At 53.5% G+C, this 19766-nt stretch carries 17 protein-coding genes; 15 read left to right on the forward strand and 2 right to left on the reverse strand.

The window, feature by feature from the left end:
• Positions 1–5 precede the first annotated feature (5 nt).
• The 12 genes from pspD (at position 6) to ECL_RS08825 (ending at position 13128) form a co-directional block, all read left to right on the forward strand.
• The gene (gene pspD / locus ECL_RS08770) at positions 6–227 is read left to right on the forward strand and encodes a phage shock protein PspD (protein ID WP_013096406.1); all 222 of its coding nucleotides are present in this window, start codon (positions 6–8) and stop codon (positions 225–227) included.
• Positions 228–436: 209 nt separating this feature from the next.
• Positions 437–2122, forward strand: coding sequence for a sugar phosphorylase (locus ECL_RS08775; protein ID WP_013096407.1), 1686 nt, complete (start codon positions 437–439; stop codon positions 2120–2122).
• 15 nt (positions 2123–2137) lie between these two features.
• Positions 2138–3430, forward strand: a complete 1293-nt coding sequence (locus ECL_RS08780; protein WP_013096408.1) for an ABC transporter substrate-binding protein — start codon at positions 2138–2140, stop codon at positions 3428–3430.
• Between the two features lie 23 nt (positions 3431–3453).
• Positions 3454–4335 (forward strand): carbohydrate ABC transporter permease, encoded by an 882-nt coding sequence (locus ECL_RS08785; RefSeq protein ID WP_013096409.1) that lies wholly within the window; start codon positions 3454–3456, stop codon positions 4333–4335.
• Positions 4322–5164, forward strand: a complete 843-nt coding sequence (locus ECL_RS08790) for a carbohydrate ABC transporter permease (RefSeq protein ID WP_013096410.1) — start codon at positions 4322–4324, stop codon at positions 5162–5164. The genes ECL_RS08785 and ECL_RS08790 overlap by 14 nt, the downstream gene beginning before the upstream one ends.
• Before the next feature lie 28 nt (positions 5165–5192).
• A complete protein-coding gene (locus tag ECL_RS08795) occupies positions 5193–6245 on the forward strand; it encodes a D-guloside 3-dehydrogenase (RefSeq protein ID WP_013096411.1) in 1053 nt (350 codons plus the stop codon).
• Positions 6246–6263: 18 nt separating this feature from the next.
• Entirely contained in the window at positions 6264–7052 is a 789-nt protein-coding gene (locus tag ECL_RS08800; protein ID WP_044159365.1) for a 3-dehydro-D-guloside 4-epimerase, read from the forward strand.
• An 11-nt stretch (positions 7053–7063) separates the two neighbouring features.
• A complete protein-coding gene (locus ECL_RS08805) occupies positions 7064–8122 on the forward strand; it encodes a D-glucoside 3-dehydrogenase (protein WP_109455519.1) in 1059 nt (352 codons plus the stop codon).
• Complete coding sequence (locus ECL_RS08810; RefSeq protein ID WP_013096414.1) at positions 8116–10395, forward strand: glycoside hydrolase family 65 protein; 2280 nt, start codon at positions 8116–8118, stop codon at positions 10393–10395. Before ECL_RS08805 ends, ECL_RS08810 begins: the two co-directional genes overlap by 7 nt.
• Positions 10385–11062, forward strand: a complete 678-nt coding sequence (gene pgmB / locus ECL_RS08815; protein ID WP_013096415.1) for a beta-phosphoglucomutase — start codon at positions 10385–10387, stop codon at positions 11060–11062. Before ECL_RS08810 ends, pgmB begins: the two co-directional genes overlap by 11 nt.
• A gap of 2 nt (positions 11063–11064) precedes the next feature.
• A complete protein-coding gene (locus ECL_RS08820) occupies positions 11065–12147 on the forward strand; it encodes an ABC transporter ATP-binding protein (RefSeq protein WP_013096416.1) in 1083 nt (360 codons plus the stop codon).
• Between the two features lie 66 nt (positions 12148–12213).
• A complete protein-coding gene (locus tag ECL_RS08825) occupies positions 12214–13128 on the forward strand; it encodes an OmpG family monomeric porin (RefSeq protein ID WP_044158335.1) in 915 nt (304 codons plus the stop codon).
• 34 nt (positions 13129–13162) lie between these two features.
• Here ECL_RS08825 and ECL_RS08830 read toward each other — a convergent pair whose 3' ends face one another.
• Complete coding sequence (locus ECL_RS08830) at positions 13163–14173, reverse strand: LacI family DNA-binding transcriptional regulator (protein ID WP_013096418.1); 1011 nt, start codon at positions 14171–14173, stop codon at positions 13163–13165.
• A gap of 151 nt (positions 14174–14324) precedes the next feature.
• On the opposite strand from ECL_RS08830, the gene ECL_RS08835 reads away from it, so the two are divergent.
• From ECL_RS08835 to tyrR, 3 genes are all read left to right on the forward strand, one after another.
• Positions 14325–15722, forward strand: coding sequence for a YcjX family GTP-binding protein (locus tag ECL_RS08835; RefSeq protein ID WP_013096419.1), 1398 nt, complete (start codon positions 14325–14327; stop codon positions 15720–15722).
• Entirely contained in the window at positions 15719–16771 is a 1053-nt protein-coding gene (locus tag ECL_RS08840) for a YcjF family protein (protein WP_013096420.1), read from the forward strand. The genes ECL_RS08835 and ECL_RS08840 overlap by 4 nt, the downstream gene beginning before the upstream one ends.
• A gap of 113 nt (positions 16772–16884) precedes the next feature.
• Positions 16885–18426 carry a transcriptional regulator TyrR gene (gene tyrR / locus ECL_RS08845; RefSeq protein ID WP_013096421.1) on the forward strand — a complete coding sequence of 514 codons (1542 nt, stop codon included), beginning with the start codon at positions 16885–16887 and terminating at the stop codon, positions 18424–18426.
• A 36-nt stretch (positions 18427–18462) separates the two neighbouring features.
• On the opposite strand, the gene ECL_RS08850 is transcribed toward tyrR, so the two are convergent.
• Positions 18463–19671 (reverse strand): aldose 1-epimerase family protein, encoded by a 1209-nt coding sequence (locus ECL_RS08850; protein ID WP_013096422.1) that lies wholly within the window; start codon positions 19669–19671, stop codon positions 18463–18465.
• Positions 19672–19766 lie beyond the last annotated feature (95 nt).

Here is a 19766-nt window from a genome sequence, read left to right on the forward strand (position 1 = left end):
CATAGATGAACAAAAACTGGCAACAGGCCGGTCAGAAGGTAAAACCCGGCCTGAAAATCGCAGGTAAACTGGTCCTGCTGACGGCGTTACGTTATGGTCCGGCAGGCGTGGCTGGCTGGGCAATAAAATCTGTTGCCCGTAAGCCGGTAAGACTGTTGCTGGCCGTGGCGCTGGAGCCGCTGCTGCAAAAACTGGCCAAACGTTTTTCCCGTCGATACTTATCCTGATCCCCATGTATACCGCAGTCTTTCTCTTATGAGAGGAGGGCTGCTGGCATTTCTCTTCGTTTTCTCCCTTTTCTGTCTTTCTTTGCGGCAGCTCACATTACTGCGCTGAGTTGCCTTGAGAAGACGTTTTTACCCCCTCAGGTCCGTTGACAGATATTTTTCATGGGAGTAGATTGCGTTCCGTGGGACCGCTACCATGGAAAAATAAAGTGAACGATAAAATTAAAAATTTAATCAATCTTGTTTACGGCGAATCGTTTTCTGAGGCGCACCGTGAAACACTGTCAGGGAAAATCTCCAGAGCTGCTGCCGTTATTACCGAAAGGCGTAAACCCGGTTGGGATGAAAAAGATATCGTCCTGATAACCTATGCCGATCAGTTCTACAATAAAGGGGAGAAAGCGCTGCCTGTTTTTACCCGTTTTTATAACAGATGGCTTTCTCGTTCATTTTCTCATGTGCATCTTTTACCTTTTTACCCGTGGTCCTCTGATGATGGTTTTTCCGTTATCGATTACCATGACGTTGCGCCTGAAACGGGAACATGGCAAGACGTTGCTGAATTAAAGCAGTATGCCAGTTTAATGTTCGATTTTGTTTGCAACCATATGTCAGCGAAAAGCCAATGGTTCGCTCATTATCTTGCGCAAAAACCGGGCTATGAAGATTTCTTTATTTCCGTGGATCCGCAAACTGATTTATCTGCTGTGACACGGCCTCGCGCATTGCCTCTCCTGACACCTTTTACACTTGATGACGGAAGCGTTCGGCATCTGTGGACGACCTTCAGCGATGATCAGATTGACCTCAATTTCGCCTCTCCTGAGGTGTTGATTGCAATGGTGGATGTGCTTCTCCATTACCTGATGGAAGGGGCGCGCTATATCCGCCTTGATGCGGTCGGCTTTATGTGGAAGATCCCCGGAACAAGCTGCATCCATCTTGAACAAACGCACCGTTTGATTCAGCTCTTCCGCGCCATTACGGACGCTGTGGCACCGGGTACGGTGATCATCACTGAGACCAATGTCCCGCATAAAGACAACGTTTCTTACTTTGGTGACGGCAAGAATGAAGCCCAGATGGTGTATCAGTTCTCCTTGCCACCACTGGTTCTGCATGCCGTTCATCGTCAGGATGTACGGGCACTTTGTCAGTGGGCCTCATCGCTGGAACTGCCGTCAAAGCAAACCACCTGGTTTAACTTTTTGGCCTCGCATGACGGGATCGGACTTAATCCGTTACGCGGAATTTTACCGGAATCTGAAATTCTGTCGCTGGTGGAAACACTCCAGCAGGAAGGCGCGCTGGTTAACTGGAAAAATAACCCTGATGGTACGCGCAGCCCGTATGAAATCAATGTAACCTACCTGGATGCATTAAGTGCTAAGAAGGATGAAGATACTCTGCGCATCGCCCGTTTTATTCTGGCTCATGCCGTTCTGTTGAGTTTCCCGGGTGTGCCTGCAATCTATATTCAGAGTATTATTGGCTCCCGTAATGATTATGAGGGTGTGGAGCGGTTAGGGTATAATAGAGCAATAAACCGAAAGAAATATCAGGCCGGTGAAATTGATCATAAACTCGACGATATTAATAGCCTTCGTCATAAGGTTTATTCTGGATTGAGTGCGTTAATTTCGTTACGCCGTCAGGAAAAAGCGTTCCACCCGGACAGTCAGGCGCGCTTTGAAACATTCGGGGAGCATGTTTTGAAAATAGTTCGCATTGCCGATAACGGCGAGCGAATAACAGCGCTCTTTAATTTCAGTAATGATATTCAACACCTCCCTTCAAATAGTCAGACAGGAAAAGATTTAATAACCGGGATCAATATTAACGATACGACGTTGACCCTAAATCCATGGCAGGTTATGTGGATTAAAGAAAACTAAAAAAGGACCTTAACAATGAAAATGCCGAGAATTGTGCTGATTTCAGCACTGGTTTCGTGCGCCCTGTTATCAGGCTGCAAGGACGACACACAATCTTCTGTGACCATCGAGTTTATGCATTCGTCGGTGGAACAGGAGCGTCAGGCCGTCATCACGAAACTGATTGAGAAATTCGAGAAAGAGAATCCCTCCATTACGGTGAAACAGGTGCCGGTGGAAGAGGATGCATACAACACCAAGGTCATTACCCTCGCGCGGACCGGCGCACTGCCGGAGGTGATTGAGGTCAGCCATGACTATGCAAAAGTGATGGATAAAGAGCAGTTGCTGGACCGTGACGCAATTGGCGAAGCCATTAAAGCCGTCGGTGAAAAGACATTTTATGACGGCATTCTTCGTGTTGTTCGCACGGAAGACGGCACCGCGTGGACGGGGGTGCCAATTAGCGCCTGGCTGTCAGGCGTCTGGTACCACAAAGATGTTCTCGCCGCGGCGGGTATTAAAGAGCCGCATAACTGGCAACAGCTGCTGAAAGCCAGTCAGATGCTCAACGACCCGGCTAAGAAACACTACGGTATCGCGCTTCCTACCGCTGAAAGCGTCATGACCGAGCAGGCCTTCTCCCAGTTTGCCCTTTCAGGTGGGGCAAACGTCTTCGACGCGCAGGGCAACATCCAGATCGATACGCCTGAAATGTTAAACGCGCTGGCGTTTTATAAAGAACTGGCGAAGAACACGATGCCAGGCTCGAACGACGTCATGGAGATCAAAGACGCGTTCATGAACGGTTCCGCGCCAATGGCGGTTTACTCCACCTACATTCTGCCTGCCGTGTTTAAAGAAGGGGATCCTGCCAACCTGGGCTTCGTGGTTCCAACGGAAAAATCGTCTGCGGTTTACGGCATGGTGACGTCCCTGACGATCACGACCGGCCAGACTGAAGAAGAAACCAAAGCCGCTGAGAAATTTGTGACATGGATGGAGCAGGCTCAAAACGCGTCGGACTGGGTCATGATGTCTCCGGGGGCGGCGTTACCGGTGAACAAACTGGTGGTGGATACCGAGAGCTGGAAAAACAACGAGGTCATCAAAGCCTTTGGTCAACTGCCGTATGAGCTGATCGCACAGTTCCCGAATGTGCAGGTATTTGGGGCCGTGGGCGACAAAAACTTTACCCGCATGGGCGACGTAACAGGTTCCGGCATCATCAGTTCGATGGTGCATAACGTGACGGTAGGTCAGCAAGACCTCAACACCACGTTAAGCAACAGCCAGAAACGCCTGACTGACCTGGTTTCTCAACGATAGGAGCGCTTCTGCGGAAGGAAATTATGAAGACGTTGTTTTCTGGTCGTTCAGATATGCCTTTCGCCATGCTGCTGTTGGCCCCCAGCCTGATTTTGCTGGGGGGCCTTGTGGCCTGGCCAATGATTTCCAATATTGAAATCAGTTTCTTACGCTTGCCGCTCAACCCGCGCATTAGCGCGGTGTTTGTTGGGCTGGATAACTACATCCGTATTTTGAGTGATGCAGCGTTCTGGCACTCCCTGTGGATGACCTTCTGGTATACGGCCCTGGTGGTGATAGGTAGCACGGGGCTAGGGCTGGCTGTTGCCATCTTCTTTAACAGGGAATTTCGGCTGCGCAAAACGGCGCGTTCGCTGGTGATTTTATCTTACGTCACGCCGTCTATTTCACTGGTGTTTGCCTGGAAATACATGTTCAACAACGGCTACGGCATCGTGAACTATCTGGGGGTAGACCTGCTGCATCTGTATGACCAGGCACCGCTGTGGTTCGACAACCCCGGCAGCAGCTTTGTGCTGGTGGTGCTATTCGCCATCTGGCGCTACTTCCCGTATGCGTTTATCTCGTTTCTCGCGATCTTACAAACGATTGATAAATCGTTATACGAAGCCGCAGAAATGGATGGCGCGAATGGCTGGCAACGTTTTCGCATCGTCACGCTGCCCGCGATTATGCCGGTGCTGGCCACGGTCATCACGCTGCGAACCATCTGGATGTTTTACATGTTTGCGGACGTGTACCTGCTGACTACCAAAGTCGATATTTTGGGCGTCTATCTCTACAAAACGGCGTTTGCCTTTAACGATTTGGGTAAAGCTGCGGCTATCTCAGTGGTGCTGTTTGTGATCATTTTCGCCGTCATTCTGCTGACCAGAAAAAGGGTAAATCTCAATGGCAACAAATAAACGCGTACTGGGACGAATTGGTTTTTATCTGGGGCTCGCGGCGTTCCTGATCATCACGCTGTTCCCATTTTTCGTGATGCTGATGACCTCCTTTAAAAGCGCCAGAGAGGCGATATCGCTGCATCCGACTATTCTGCCGCAGGAGTGGACGTTACAGCATTACATCGACATCTTTAACCCGCTGATTTTCCCGTTTGTGGATTACTTCCGTAACAGCATGGTGGTGTCACTGACTTCGTCGATCGTTGCGGTGTTTCTCGGCACGCTGGGGGCTTACGCCTTATCCAAACTGCGTTTTAAAGGGCGCACGACGATCAACGCCAGCTTCTACACCGTCTACATGTTTTCAGGGATTCTGCTGGTGGTGCCGCTGTTCAAAATCATCACCGCGCTCGGCATCTATGACACCGAACTGGCGCTGATTATCACCATGGTGACTCAGACGTTACCCACGGCGGTATTTATGCTGCGCAGCTATTTCGACACCATCCCGGACGAAATAGAAGAAGCCGCGATGATGGATGGCCTTAACCGCCTGCAAATCATCTTTCGCATCACCGTTCCGTTGGCGATTTCGGGCCTGGTGTCGGTCTTTGTCTACTGCTTCATGGTGGCGTGGAACGACTATCTGTTTGCCTCCATTTTCCTGTCCAGCGCCAGCAACTTCACCTTGCCGGTAGGGCTGAACACCCTTTTCAGTACGCCAGATTACATCTGGGGCCGCATGATGGCGGCATCGCTGGTGACGGCACTGCCGGTGGTCATCATGTATGCGCTGTCTGAACGTTTTATTAAAAGTGGTTTGACCGCCGGTGGCGTTAAGGGCTGAGGCGGCCAATTTTAACAAGGAGTGAGTAATGAAGAAGTTAGTTGCGACAGCGCCGCGTGTGGCAGCGCTGGTCGAATATGAAGACCGTCCCGTTGCCGTTCATGAAGTGAAAATTCGCGCCCGCTTTGGCGCACCGAAACACGGCACCGAAGTGGTGGATTTCAGGGCGGCGAGTCCGTTTATCGACGAAGAGTTTAACCCTGACTGGCAACTGTTTACGCCGCGTGAAGAGGGGGCGGCTCGCGGGATCGAGTTTGGTAAATTCCAGCTCGGGAACATGATTGTCGGGGACATCATTGAGTGCGGCGCTGACGTAACGGAATACCGTGTCGGAGACCGCGTTTGCTGTTATGGACCGCTACAGGAAACGGTCATTGTGAATGCCGTCAACAACTACAAACTGCGCAAAATGCCTCAGGGCGCCTCCTGGAAAAATGCGGTCTGCTACGACCCGGCACAATTTGCAATGAGCGGCGTACGTGACGCCAATGTGCGGGTAGGGGATTTTGTCGTCGTCGTTGGGCTTGGCGCGATTGGTCAGATTGCCATCCAGCTGGCAAAGAAAGCCGGTGCGTCAATCGTGATCGGTGTCGACCCTATCGCGCACCGCTGCGACATTGCCCGTCGCCATGGGGCAGACCACTGTCTGGATCCGATTGGCACGGATGTTGGTCTGGAAATCAAAAAACTGACCGGCAAACAGGGCGCGGATGTGATTATCGAAACCAGCGGCTTTGCTGATGCGCTGCAGTCTGCGCTGCGCGGACTCGCTTACGGCGGCACCATCTCATACGTGGCCTTTGCGAAACCGTTCGCGGAAGGCTTTAACCTCGGCCGTGAAGCGCATTTCAATAATGCGAAAATTGTCTTCTCCCGCGCCTGCAGCGAGCCAAATCCTGATTACCCACGCTGGAACCGTAAGCGTATTGAAGAGACCTGCTGGGAATTGCTGATGAACGGCTATCTCAATTGCGAAGATTTAATCGACCCGGTCGTAACGTTTACCACCAGCGCTGAGAGCTACATGACCTATGTCGATCAGCATCCTGAACTGAGTATCAAAATGGGCGTCACGTTCTGAGCTATGGAGAGCATGAAAATGAAAATCGCAACGCAAAACCAGGCCTTTTTCCCGACAAATATCCTGGAAAAATTTCAATACATCAAAGCCATGGGCTTTGATGGGTATGAGATAGACGGCAAGCTGCTGGTGGAGAACCTTGAAGAGGTTAAAGCGGCCATTAAGGCTACAGGGCTGCCGGTTACCACGGCCTGCGGCGGGTACGATGGCTGGATTGGTGACTTCATCGAAGAGCGTCGCCTGAACGGATTAACGCAGATCGAACGCATCCTTGAAGCGTTAGCAGAGGTGGGCGGGAAGGGGATTGTTGTTCCTGCCGCCTGGGGGATGTTTACCTTCCGTCTGCCGCCAATGACGTCGCCGCGTAGCCTTGAAGGAGACCGCAAGGCGGTGAGCGCCTCGCTGCGCCAACTGGACGAGGTGGCGGCGCGCACCGGCACCACCGTTTACCTGGAGCCGCTGAACCGCTATCAGGATCACATGATCAACACCCTCGCGGATGCACGTCGCTACATCGAAGAGAATGGGCTGAAACATGTGCAGATTATCGGCGATTTCTATCATATGAATATTGAAGAAGACTCGCTGACGGAAGCGCTGCATCAGAACCGCGACCTGCTGGGCCATGTGCATATTGCCGATAACCATCGTTATCAGCCGGGAAGCGGCTCTCTTGATTTTGCCGCTCTGTTCAACCAGCTGCGTGCCGATTGTTATCAGGGTTACGTTGTTTACGAGTGCCGCGTTCGCGCTGACGATCCTGCGAAGGCCTATCAAGATTCTCTCACTTATCTGCGTGAATGCTAAGGATGACCACCGTGATGAGTGCTTTAACACCTTCGCCCCTGCGTGTCGCCATTATTGGTGCCGGGCAGGTCGCGGACAAAGTGCATGCCTCGTATTACTCCACGCGCAGTGATGTTCAGATGGTGGCTGTCATGGACAGCCATCCTGAACAGGCTCAGGCGTTTGCTGAACGCCATGCCATTCCGTCGGCATGGCAGGACGTGAATGAAATGCTGCAGGGGGTCAAACCGGACGTGGTGAGCGTCTGTTCGCCCAACCGTTTTCATTTTGAACATGCGATGGCAGCCCTGGAAGCCGGTTGCCATGTAATGTGCGAAAAACCCCCGGCCATGACGCCACACGAAGCCGACCGGATGCGTGTGGCGGCCCGAACGGCGGGAAAAGTGCTGGCCTATGATTTTCACCACCGCTTTGCACGTGATACGCAACTGCTGCGTGAGGCGGTAATGAACGGGACATTGGGTGAAATCTACTTCACCACGGCGCAGGCATTGCGCCGCTGCGGCGTTCCCGGCTGGGGCGTTTTCACCAATAAAGCACTGCAGGGGGGCGGGCCGCTGATTGATATTGGCATCCATATGCTCGACGCCGCGATGTATGTACTGGGTTTCCCGGCGGTAAAACGCGTGACGGCGCACAGCTTTCAAAAACTGGGAAACCGCAAAAACAGTGGCCAGTTTGGTGAATGGGATCCTGCACAGTTTACCGTTGAAGATGCCCTGTTCGGGACGATTGAATTTTGCAATGGCGGCATTCTGCGTCTGGATACCTCCTTTGCCCTCAATATCCGCGAGCAGTCCATCATGAATGTCGCCTTTTGCGGTGAAAAAGCGGGGGCAACGCTGTTCCCGGCCCACATTTACACCGATGAAGGCGGAGTTTTGCAGACCCTAACCCTGCGCGAAGAGGCAGACGATCAGCGGCATTTACGCAGCATGGATGCGTTTGTCCGTCACGTTATGGGAGAGCCGGTCATGATTGCCGATGCCGAACAAGGGCTGGTGATCCAGCAACTGGTCGCCGCACTGTACGAGGCGGCAGAAAAAGGGGAAAGCGTAACGTTATGCTGAACCTGTCTGTATTAAACGATCCGGGTTTTTGCCCTCACAGCCTCAATAAATACGCGTCAATCATGGCCTGCGGCAACGGCTATATGGGCATACGTGCGGCGCATGAGGAAAACTACACGCAGCAAAACCGGGGAATGTATCTTGCCGGGCTTTATCATCGTGCTGGTCGTAATGAGACCAACGAGCTGATCAACGTGCCTGACATCATCGGCATGGATATCGAACTGGACGGCATCAATTTCACCTTGCTGTCAGGGGAGATTATTGACTGGCAGCGGGAGCTGGATTTTGCCAATGGCGAACTGCGTCGTCGCGTAGTGTGGCGCTCGGCAGACGGAAAGCGCTACCGTGTGGAAAGCCGCCGTTTTGTCTCACTGGATCAACTGCCGTTGGTGGCAATGCAGCTCTCCGTCACTCCGCTGGATGCCTCATCAGACGTTATGCTGAGCACGGGGATTGATGCGACGCAAACCAACAGCGGCCGTCAGCATCTGGATGAAATCTCGGTCAGAGTCTTTGACCAGCACTACATGCAGGGCGTGTATGAAACGCAGGATCGCGCTGCGGATGTGGTGATATCGGCATGCTGCCGTCTCTCAACCACCAGCGACAGCTGCTTTACCGCTAAAAACCGGCGTATCACGGTTCATCACGCCGTAAAGGTCGCTCAGGGTGACACTGTCACGCTTGAGAAGCTGGTCTGGGTGACCCATCGCAGCGATAAAGCGCTTTCACAGGACACGTTTGCCCGCAATGCTCTGGCTGAGCTCAAAACCTGCGCGACAAGAGGGTATGCCGCGTTACTCGAAAGCGCGGCGTGCGCCTGGAAAAAGGTCTGGCATGACTGCCGGGTGGACGTCACGTCGACCGAACATCAGGATCAGCTGGCGCTGGATTACGCGGTCTGGCACCTCACGGCCATGACGCCTGCCCATGATGAACGGAGCAGTATTGCGGCCAAGGGCCTGACCGGGGAGGGCTATAAAGGCCACGTGTTCTGGGACACCGAAATTTTCCTGCTGCCTTTCCATCTCTTTACCCGACCAGAAGTTGCCCGTCGTCTGCTGCGCTACCGGTGGCTTAACCTGCCGGGGGCGCGGGAAAAAGCACGCCGGAAAGGCTGGCCTGGCGCCTTGTTCCCCTGGGAGAGTGCCGCGAGCGGTCAGGAAGAGACGCCGGAATTCGCAGCGATCAACATCCGCACGGGCGTACGTCAGAAAGTGGCCTCCGCGCTGGCTGAACATCATATCGTGGCGGATATCGCGTGGGCCGTTGTCGCCTACTGGCAGGCAACGCACGATGATGCCTTTATGTGCAATGAAGGCCTGACGCTGCTCATGGAAACCGCGTTGTTCTGGATGGGACGCGCGACGGAAGTTGGCGACCGTCTGGAGATCCATGATGTGATCGGGCCGGATGAATACACGGAGCACGTAAATAACAACGCCTACACCAACTATCTGGCGTGGCACAACGTCGCCAGTGCCTGCCGGTTTATGTCGATGTTTGAGCGTGAAGATGCGCGTTTTACGGAAAATGCGCAACGGTTCCTGGCGCGCTTATGGCTGCCCGAGGCTAACGCCGACGGGGTCATACCGCAGGATGACACCTTCATGTCCAAACCGGCGATCGATCTGAGCCGCTATAAAGCCAAAGCGGGCAAGCAGACCATTCTGCTGGATTACTCGCGCGCTGAAGTTAACGAGATGCAGATCCTCAAACAGGCCGATGTGGTAATGCTTAATTACCTGTTGCCGGAACGCTTTACGCCGCAGCAGTGCGCGGCCAACCTGGCATTCTATGAGCCGCGCACAATTCATGACTCGTCTCTGAGCAAAGCCATCCACGGCATTGTGAACGCGCGCTGTGGTGATACAGAAGGGGCTTACGCCTTCTGGCGTGATGGCATTGCCATCGATCTGGGCGACGATCCGCACAGCAGTGATGACGGTATTCATGCTGCCGCAACGGGTGCGATCTGGTCAGGTGTTATTCAGGGATTTGCCGGGCTGCAGATCGTGGACGGGGAGTTACATCTGGCACCCAGGATACCTGCGCACTGGCAAAGGCTGGCGTTTCCGCTGCGTTGGCAGAATGCGCAGCTGCACTTCATCGTGACGAAAGAGGCACTTACGGTGACCAGTTCTGCTCCCGTCACGCTAACGCTCTGGGGTAAAACCCTCCAGCTTTCGGGACGGCAGGTCTTGTCCTGCAAGGATTTTCTTACGTCTGTTACTGGGACCGCTACCACGGAGGGAAGAGATGAACCTTAATGCCGTTGTATTCGATCTGGATGGGGTGATCACCGACACCGCTCATCTGCACTTCCTGGCCTGGCGCGCTGTCGCGAAGGAGGTCGGGATCACCATTGATGAGGCCTTCAATGAAACGCTGAAAGGGATTAGTCGCATGGACTCCCTGCAGCGGATCCTGCGTCACGGTGGCAAAGAAGACGCGTTCGATGAACAGCAGCGCCTGGCGCTTGCGCGTAAAAAAAATGCGCACTATGTCCAGTCGCTGGCTTCGCTTACGCAAGCGTCACTGCTCCCGGGCATTCGTGAGGTGCTGGCCGACATACGCGCGGCAAACGTCAAAATTGGGCTGGCGTCTGTTTCACTCAACGCTCCCGGCATTTTGCAGGCGCTGGGGATCCACAGGGCGTTTGATTTCTGTGCCGATGCGTCCCGTATTGCCCGCTCCAAACCGGACCCGGAAATCTTCCTTGCCGCCTGCGCGGGTCTTAACGTCCTCCCGGAGGAGGCCATCGGGATTGAGGATGCCGCCTCCGGCGTTGAGGCGATCAACGCCGCAGGGATGTTGTCGGTGGGAATAGGGGCAGGCCTCAACCATGCGGGACTTCAACTTCATTCAACGCGGGAGCTGACCTGGAAATGCCTGACAGATTTCTGGGCTTCCCGGACGGTACTGATAAGGAATTAAGAATGGCGCAACTATCGCTAAAACATATCCAAAAAATCTATGACAACCAGGTCCATGTGGTCAAAGATTTCAACCTCGACATTGAGGATAAAGAATTTATCGTTTTCGTCGGGCCATCGGGCTGCGGTAAATCGACGACGCTGCGTATGATTGCCGGGCTGGAGGAGATCAGCGCCGGTGAGCTGGTGATTGACGGCGTGCGTATGAATGATGTCCCGGCCAAGTCCCGGGATATTGCGATGGTCTTTCAGAACTATGCGCTGTATCCCCATATGACGGTGTACGACAACATGGCGTTTGGGCTGAAGATGCAGAAGATCGCGCCTGCCGTCATTGAAGAGCGCGTTAACTGGGCCGCTCAGATTCTTGGGCTGCGCGAGTACCTCAAGCGTAAGCCCGGTGCGTTGTCGGGTGGCCAACGCCAGCGCGTGGCATTAGGCAGGGCGATTGTGCGTGAAGCGGGCGTCTTCCTGATGGATGAACCGCTCTCAAACCTTGACGCTAAACTGCGTGTTCAAATGCGTGCCGAAATCAGCAAGCTGCATCAAAAGCTGAATACCACCATGATTTATGTGACGCACGATCAGACCGAAGCCATGACGATGGCAACCCGCATTGTGATCCTGAAAGATGGATACATTCAGCAGGTGGGCGCGCCGAAGCAGGTCTATAACGAACCGGCAAATATGTTTGTGGCAGGTTTCATTGGTTCGCCAGCAATGAACTTTATTCGGGGGGCGATCAATGAACGCTTCTTCGTGACGGAAACGCTGCGCCTGGAGATCCCCGAAGATATGCTCTCGGTACTTAACGCTCAGGGGTATCAACGTAAAGCCGTGGTCTTTGGCATCAGACCGGAGGATATTTTCACCTCGCAAGCCAGCGGTGAGGTGATTGCCGCCAAAATCAGCGTTGCCGAACTGACCGGTGCTGAATTTATGCTGTATGCCACCGTCGGGGGCCACGAACTGGTCGTCCGGGCAGGGGCTACCACTGATTATGCTGCAGGGGATAATATCGGCATTCAGTTCGATATGAATAAGTGTCATTTTTTTGACGCGGAAACAGAAGCGGCAATCAGATAATAAAAATGTTCGCCGGAAATATTAATTTCCGGTTTTTTTGTTTGTCCATTATAAAGGAATATTTTAATGAGTACTCTACTAAGAAGTGCTGCGCTTATTCTATGCGCAGGGGTTAGCTACGCACACGCCTCAGAACCGGCACCACACTGGAATTTTAATATAGGTGCCATGTATGAAATTGAAAACGTCGAAGGTCAGGGGGATGATAAAGACGGATTATATGAACCCTCCGTGTGGTTTAACGCCACATGGGATGCGTGGGCGATTTCCCTTGCCATGTATCAGGAAGGCCCCGTTGATTATAGCAGTATGACCCGCGGGACCTATTTTGATCGTCCCGAATTCGAGCTGCGCTATCGTTTTATTGGAACCGATGATTTTACCCTCGGCCTGACCGGCGGCTTCCGTAATTACGGTTATCATTTCAAAGATGAACACGGCGCGAAAGACGGTAGCGCGAATATGCAGCGCTACAAAATACAACCAGACTGGGATATTAAGTTAAGCGATGACTGGCGTTTCGGCGGCTGGTTTGCCATGTATCAGTTTGCCAACGACCTGGAAAAAACGGGTTATGCCGACAGTCGCGTTGAAACAGAAACGGGCTTTACCTGGACCATTAATGAAACCTTCGCGGCAAAAGTGAATTACTATTTAGAGCGCGGTTTTAATATGGACAGTTCACGTAATAACGGTGAGTTTTCAACGCAGGAGATCCGCACCTATTTACCCATTTCATTAGGCAATACCACGCTGACGCCGTATACCCGCCTGGGGCTCGACCGCTGGTCAAACTGGGACTGGCAAGACGATCCTGAGCGTGAAGGGCATGATTTCAACCGTCTGGGCCTGCTTTATGCCTACGATTTCAATAACGGTCTTTCAATGACGCTGGAGTATGCCTATGAATGGGAAAACCACGATGAAGGCGAAAGCGATCGATTCCACTATGCGGGCGTGGGCGTGAATTACGCCTTCTGATCGGCTGTTCACCAGGGGCTATCAGCCCCTGGTTTTAGCGAAGAGAATCAGCGAACGAAAAGTGGGTTTCAATCAGCACCTTATGCGGGGCGGGTTTACCGGAGATACGCCTGAAAAGCAGGTCGCAGCTCTCTTCGCCCAGCTTGCGGGTGGGAATATCAAATCCAGCTGGCGCAGGCGTCAGAATCAGGGAGAGCATCGGGTCGCTGTAACCCGCCACGGCAACCTGCTCAGGTAGCATCAAATTTAACTCATCCGCAGCGCGATAAAGACTCAGCAATTTCATGCTGTCGGTGGCGAATACCGCATCCGGTGGGGTGGAAGAAGACAACAACGTAATGGCCGCTGAAAGTGCGCTCTCGTGGGTATAACCGCCATCAATGATCCAGTCCGGGTTAACAGCAATATTCGCCTTTTCCAGGCTGGCTTTATAACCCGCGAGACGATCAATAGACACGTGATAATCGAGTGGCGCATGCAGACAGGCAATTTTTTTCCGCCCGTTTTTAATAAACGTGTCGGTCAGCATCTCGCTGTCACGAAAATTGTCGGTATCGACGGAGTAAATATTCTGAAAGTCGCCTTCAACTTTACCGATTACGACTACCGGCACACCGTACATATCGAGCCGTGAGAAAAAGGATTCATTGGCAGGCGAACTCAGCATAATGACCCCTTTGATCATTTTCTGCTTTATTTTGCTTTCGCATTTTAGCAGGTCATCTTCACTGCTCTTTGACGTTTGCAAAATAACATCAAACCCTTCCTGTTCCGCCTTGGCGGTTATGGCGTGCAATACGTCGGAGAAAAAAGGATTACCGGCAGTGGTTTTTGTTGAGCGGGTGGAAATCACCATAATGGCGTCAAAGCCAGATGAGGTCAGAGCACGGGCAAGTTTATTTGGTTGATAATTTAGCTCTTCAATCGCCTTCAGCACTTTCTCCCGCGCTTCAGGAGAAATATTGGTTTGTTTATTCAACACTCTGGACACGGTTGATTTAGAAACACCAGCAACGCGCGCAATATCATAGATGGTGGGTGACATACACCTTACTCACTCCGGGACGGCAATGTCGTTCATCTTACTGGAGAAAAAACGGCAATAGCAATAATTATGAATTGATAATCAACGATCTGCCCCCATTTACTGTATTCTGAAGCAAGTCATTCCAGGCTTCCAGCGACGAAGGACGGCGATGAAGCGACTTAAAAACGAACTCAACTCTCTGGTGAACCGCGGCGTCGATCGCCATTTGCGTCTGGCGGTCACCGGGCTTAGCCGCAGTGGCAAAACGGCGTTTATCACGGCGATGGTTAACCAGCTGCTGAACCTGCACGCCGGGGCACGCCTGCCGCTGCTCAGTGCGGTGCGGGAAGAGCGTCTGCTGGGCGTTAAGCGCGTTCCCCAGCGCGATTTCGGTATCCCTCGCTTTACCTATGATGAAGGGCTGGCACAGCTTTACGGTGACCCACCCGCGTGGCCGACACCCACGAGAGGGGTGAGTGAAATCCGTCTCGCGCTGCGTTTTCGTTCCAATGAATCATTGATGCGCCACTTCAAGGATACCTCCACGCTCTATCTGGAGATTGTGGATTACCCGGGCGAATGGCTGCTCGATTTACCCATGCTGGCGCAGGATTATCTCAGCTGGTCGCGACAAATGACCGGTTTGTTACAGGGTCACCGCGCGGAGTGGTCGGCAAAATGGCGGCAGTTATGCGCAGGATTAGATCCGCTGGCACCCGCAGATGAGAACCGCCTGGCGGCGATTGCCGAAGCCTGGACGGATTATCTGCATCAGTGCAAACAGGAAGGGCTGCACTTCATCCAGCCAGGACGGTTTGTTTTGCCGGGCGACCTGGCGGGTGCGCCTGCGCTGCAGTTCTTCCCGTGGCCCGACGTGGATGGCGTGGGAGAGGCAAAGCTGGCGCAGGCAGACAAGCACACCAACGCCGGGATGCTGCGCGAGCGCTACAACTACTACTGTGAAAAAGTGGTGAAAGGTTTTTATAAAAACCACTTTTTACGTTTCGATCGTCAGATTGTACTGGTGGACTGCCTGCAACCGCTCAACAGCGGGCCGCAGGCTTTCAACGATATGCGCCTGGCGCTGACGCAACTGATGCAAAGTTTTCACTACGGACAGCGTACGCTGTTTCGCCGCCTCTTTTCCCCGGTGATCGACAAACTGCTGTTTGCGGCCACCAAAGCCGATCACGTAACGGTTGATCAGCATGCCAACATGGTGTCGCTGTTGCAGCAACTGGTGCAGGACGCCTGGCAAAATGCGGCGTTCGAAGGGATCAGCATGGATTGTCTTGGGCTGGCTTCCGTACAGGCGACGCAAAGTGGGCTGATTGATCTTAACGGCGAGAAAATCCCGGCCCTGCGCGGGAATCGCCTCAGCGACGGCGAACCGCTGACCGTGTATCCGGGCGAAGTGCCTGCACGCCTTCCGGGGCAGGCATTCTGGCAGAGTCAGGGCTTCCAGTTTGAAGCCTTCCGCCCACAGGTCATGACCGTCGATCAGCCATTACCGCACATTCGTCTGGATGCGGCGCTGGAGTTTTTGATTGGAGATAAATTGCGATGACGGAACCGTTAAAACCCCGCATTGATTTTACCGGGACGCTTGAGCAGGCGCAGCAGGAGGCCTTTAAAACGGCGCAGACGTTCAGCGGCGAGCAGGCAGAACATTTTGCGCCGGCCCTGACTGACGAGCCGTCCGTTGAGGAGGGCCAGGCGGAAGCGGTCGTTGAGGCTGCTTTACGTCCGAAACGTAGCCTGTGGCGTAAGATGGTCACGGCCGGGCTGGCGCTCTTCGGCGTAAGCGTGGTGGGACAAGGCGTGCAATGGGGTATCAACGCCTGGCAAACCCAGGACTGGGTGGCGCTGGGCGGTTGTGCTGCGGGGGCGTTGATCGTGGGGGCTGGCGTAGGGTCGGTTGTCACCGAGTGGCGTCGACTGTGGCGTCTGAGGCAGCGTGCGCATGAACGGGATGAGGCACGCGATCTGCTGCACAGCCACGGTACCGGAAAGGGCCGGGCATTCTGCGAAAAGCTGGCGGCGCAGGCGGGGATTGATCAGTCGCACCCGGCACTGCAGCGCTGGTATGCCGCCATTCACGAAACGCAAAATGACCGGGAGGTGGTGACGCTCTACTCGCATATGGTGCAGCCTGTGCTGGATGCTCAGGCGCGGCGCGAGATTAGCCGCTCTGCGGCGGAATCAACGCTGATGATCGCGGTCAGTCCGCTGGCGCTGGTGGATATGGCGTTCATCGCCTGGCGTAACCTGCGCCTGATAAACCGTATCGCCAGTCTTTACGGTATTGAGCTTGGCTACTACAGCCGGCTGCGGCTCTTTAAGCTGGTGTTGTTGAACATCGCCTTTGCCGGTGCCAGTGAGCTGGTGCGCGAAGTCGGCATGGACTGGATGTCGCAGGATCTGGCGGCCCGTCTCTCAGCGCGTGCCGCGCAGGGGATTGGGGCAGGGTTGTTAACCGCACGTCTGGGCATAAAAGCGATGGAAGTCTGCCGACCACTGCCATGGATCGACGGAGATAAGCCGCGCCTGGGCGATTTTCGTAGTGAATTGATTGGGCAGCTCAAAGAGACGCTCAATAAAAAACCGGTTCAGTAACCGGTTTGTTTACTTATCGTGCTGGCTGTCAATCTTTCTTGACAGCCATCTTCCGCATCACCGTGTTCTGACATATCATTTTAAGGTTATTGGCTTAAAACGGTGAATTTCCCATGCGTCTTGAAGTCTTCTGTGAAGACCGTCTCGGTCTGACCCGCGAGTTACTCGATCTCCTTGTTTTACGTAGCATTGATTTACGTGGCATTGAGATTGATCCTGTCGGGCGAATTTACCTCAATTTTGCCGAAATTGAATTTAATACTTTTAGCAGCCTGATGGCTGAAATCCGCCGTATCGCTGGCGTTACGGATGTACGCACCATTCCCTGGATGCCGTCTGAGCGTGAGCACCTCGCATTGAGCGCCTTGCTTGAAGCCATGCCAGAGCCTTTCCTGTCACTGGATTTGAAAAGCAAAGTTGAGCGGGTAAACCATGCGAGCTGCCAGCTGTTTGCCCAGAGCCAGGACAAGCTCACTCATCACCATGCCGCGCAGCTGATCCCGGGGTTTAATTTCCAGCGCTGGCTGGACAGCAACCCGCAAAATACGCATAGCGAGCATGTGGTGATCAACGGGCAGAATTTCCTGATGGAGATTACGCCGGTGTACCTGAAAGGAGAGAACGACACTCGCGTTCTGACCGGGGCCGTTATCATGCTGCGCTCTACCGTGCGGATGGGCCGTCAGCTGCAAAATCTCTCCAGCCAGGATGTGGGAGCGTTCAGCCAGATCATTGCCGTCAGCCCGAAAATGCGTCATGTGGTCGATCAGGCCCGTAAGCTCGCCAGCCTGACCGCGCCGCTGCTGATTACCGGTGATACCGGGACCGGGAAGGATCTGCTGGCCCACGCCGTGCATCTTGCCAGCCCACGCGCGGCAAAACCGTATCTGGCGCTGAACTGTGCCTCTATTCCTGAGGATGCGGTCGAAAGCGAGCTGTTTGGCCACGCCCCGGAAGGCAAAAAAGGCTTCTTCGAGCAGGCGAACGGCGGTTCCGTGCTGCTGGACGAAATTGGCGAAATGTCGCCGCGCATGCAGGCCAAACTGCTGCGCTTCCTGAACGATGGGACCTTCCGTCGCGTAGGGGAGGATCACGAAGTTCACGTGGATGTGCGCGTGATTTGTGCCACCCAGAAAAATCTCGTTGAGCTGGTACAGAAAGGGATGTTCCGGGAAGATCTCTACTATCGACTGAACGTGTTGACGCTAAACATTCCGCCGCTGCGCGATTGTCCGCAAGATATCATTCCGCTGACGGAGCTGTTTGTGGCACGCTTCGCCGACGAGCAGGGGGTACCGCGTCCGAAACTGTCAGCCGATCTGGGTACGGTGCTGACGCGCTACGGCTGGCCGGGAAATATTCGTCAGCTGAAAAATGCCGTCTATCGTGCGCTGACGCAGCTGGAAGGGTACGAGTTGCGTCCACAGGATATCCTGTTACCGGATTACGATGCCGGAACGGTATCGGTGGGCGAAGAGGCGATGGAAGGCTCGCTGGATGATATTACGAGCCGTTTCGAACGTTCCGTGCTGACACAGCTTTATCGCAGCTACCCAAGCACGCGTAAGCTGGCAAAACGCCTGGGGGTATCCCATACCGCGATTGCGAATAAGCTTCGTGAATATGGACTCAACCACAAGAAGGGTGACGAATAACGATAAAAGCCTCTGTAAAGAGGCTTTTTTTTGCACTTACTCTTTCGCCAGAGGCGTGGTAACTGCCTCGACTTTTGTCTCTCCCTGAATCCCCGCAATTTTCTGTTCAACCTCTTTCACCTGTTCCTTGCTGTGAAGCAGGGTATAGGTCAGGTCGAACTGCGTGCTGGCGCCAGGTTGTAGCTGCTTAACGCGTTTCTGCTCGCGTTCAATGGTAACGGGATAGGCGTAGCTGGTACCCGGCTCAATACCCGTGACATAGCCCTGTTTGAGCGTATCGGTATTTTTCCATAAGGTCAGGACAGGCAACTGCCGCGTGTCGAACTGAATTGACGCACCTTTGTCTCCCGCTTTATTGACCACTGCCGCCAGGGTTTCATGATTATTATCCGCGAGCGGTTTGATATTGAAGACCATTTCATCAAAGCCCTGAGTGGGGCCAGCGTAGGTTTGCCAGTTATCCAGACCCGCTTTGGCATAGTCATTGAAAGGACCAATGCTGGCGGCCGGCGCAAGGAAGCGGGCACCTTCTTCGAGGATTGGCGTACCAAAGTTGCTGTGATAGATAATCTGATAATCATGAGGATAATCAGCATGGTTGGTCAGAACATCATGCAGGCTGAACTGGTTGCTGCCCGGTACGTAACGCAGTTCGGTCATCGTCTGCAGATCTGCTTTTTTAAACGTGCTCTCTTTGATTAATCCGCGAATGCGAATTTCATGCGGTGCGGCATCAGCAACATCGACTTCCACCTGCGACGCAGGCGTATTTCCCGCCTTGCCGTGCAGGGTATAAATCTGCCCGTCAGCCGTGACCGGGTGGCCTGTCCATTCATAGCCGCAACGAACCATCATTTCGTTGAAACCTTCCAGCCAGCCAAGTCCGTTTCGACTTTCCAGATTGATATAGGCCGGATTCACCACCTCTTTGACAGGCGAATCCCACCCCATTCGGGTACCAAAGCCTTCGACATGCAGCAGATTCATCCCACGCGTCGGGCTGAGGGTAATTGTCAGACCATTTTTGCTGCTTATAACGATTACCTTGCTGCCTTCCTGCTTGCCACCATGCAGGATTTTTTGCTCGATGCTGAAAGGCTGTCCCTGAAACTTCAGCTCATCGCTGGAAATTTTCCAGTTTCCTTTCTCCACGCCGCTTTCAGCGCTTGTCAGCACCCAGGTTTTAGCGGCGGCATGTCCAGATATCAGTACCGCAAGGACCGTAAAAGCCAGTTTAATATTCATATTTAATCCCTTTTGCTGAAACGATTTTTTATCACGTAAGCAAATCTAATGTTTAGGCGAGAAGGGAAATGTGACGGGCTTCACTGGCGGAGAAA

Source organism: Enterobacter cloacae subsp. cloacae ATCC 13047 (genome assembly GCF_000025565.1).
Classification (GTDB): Bacteria; Pseudomonadota; Gammaproteobacteria; order Enterobacterales; family Enterobacteriaceae; genus Enterobacter; species Enterobacter cloacae.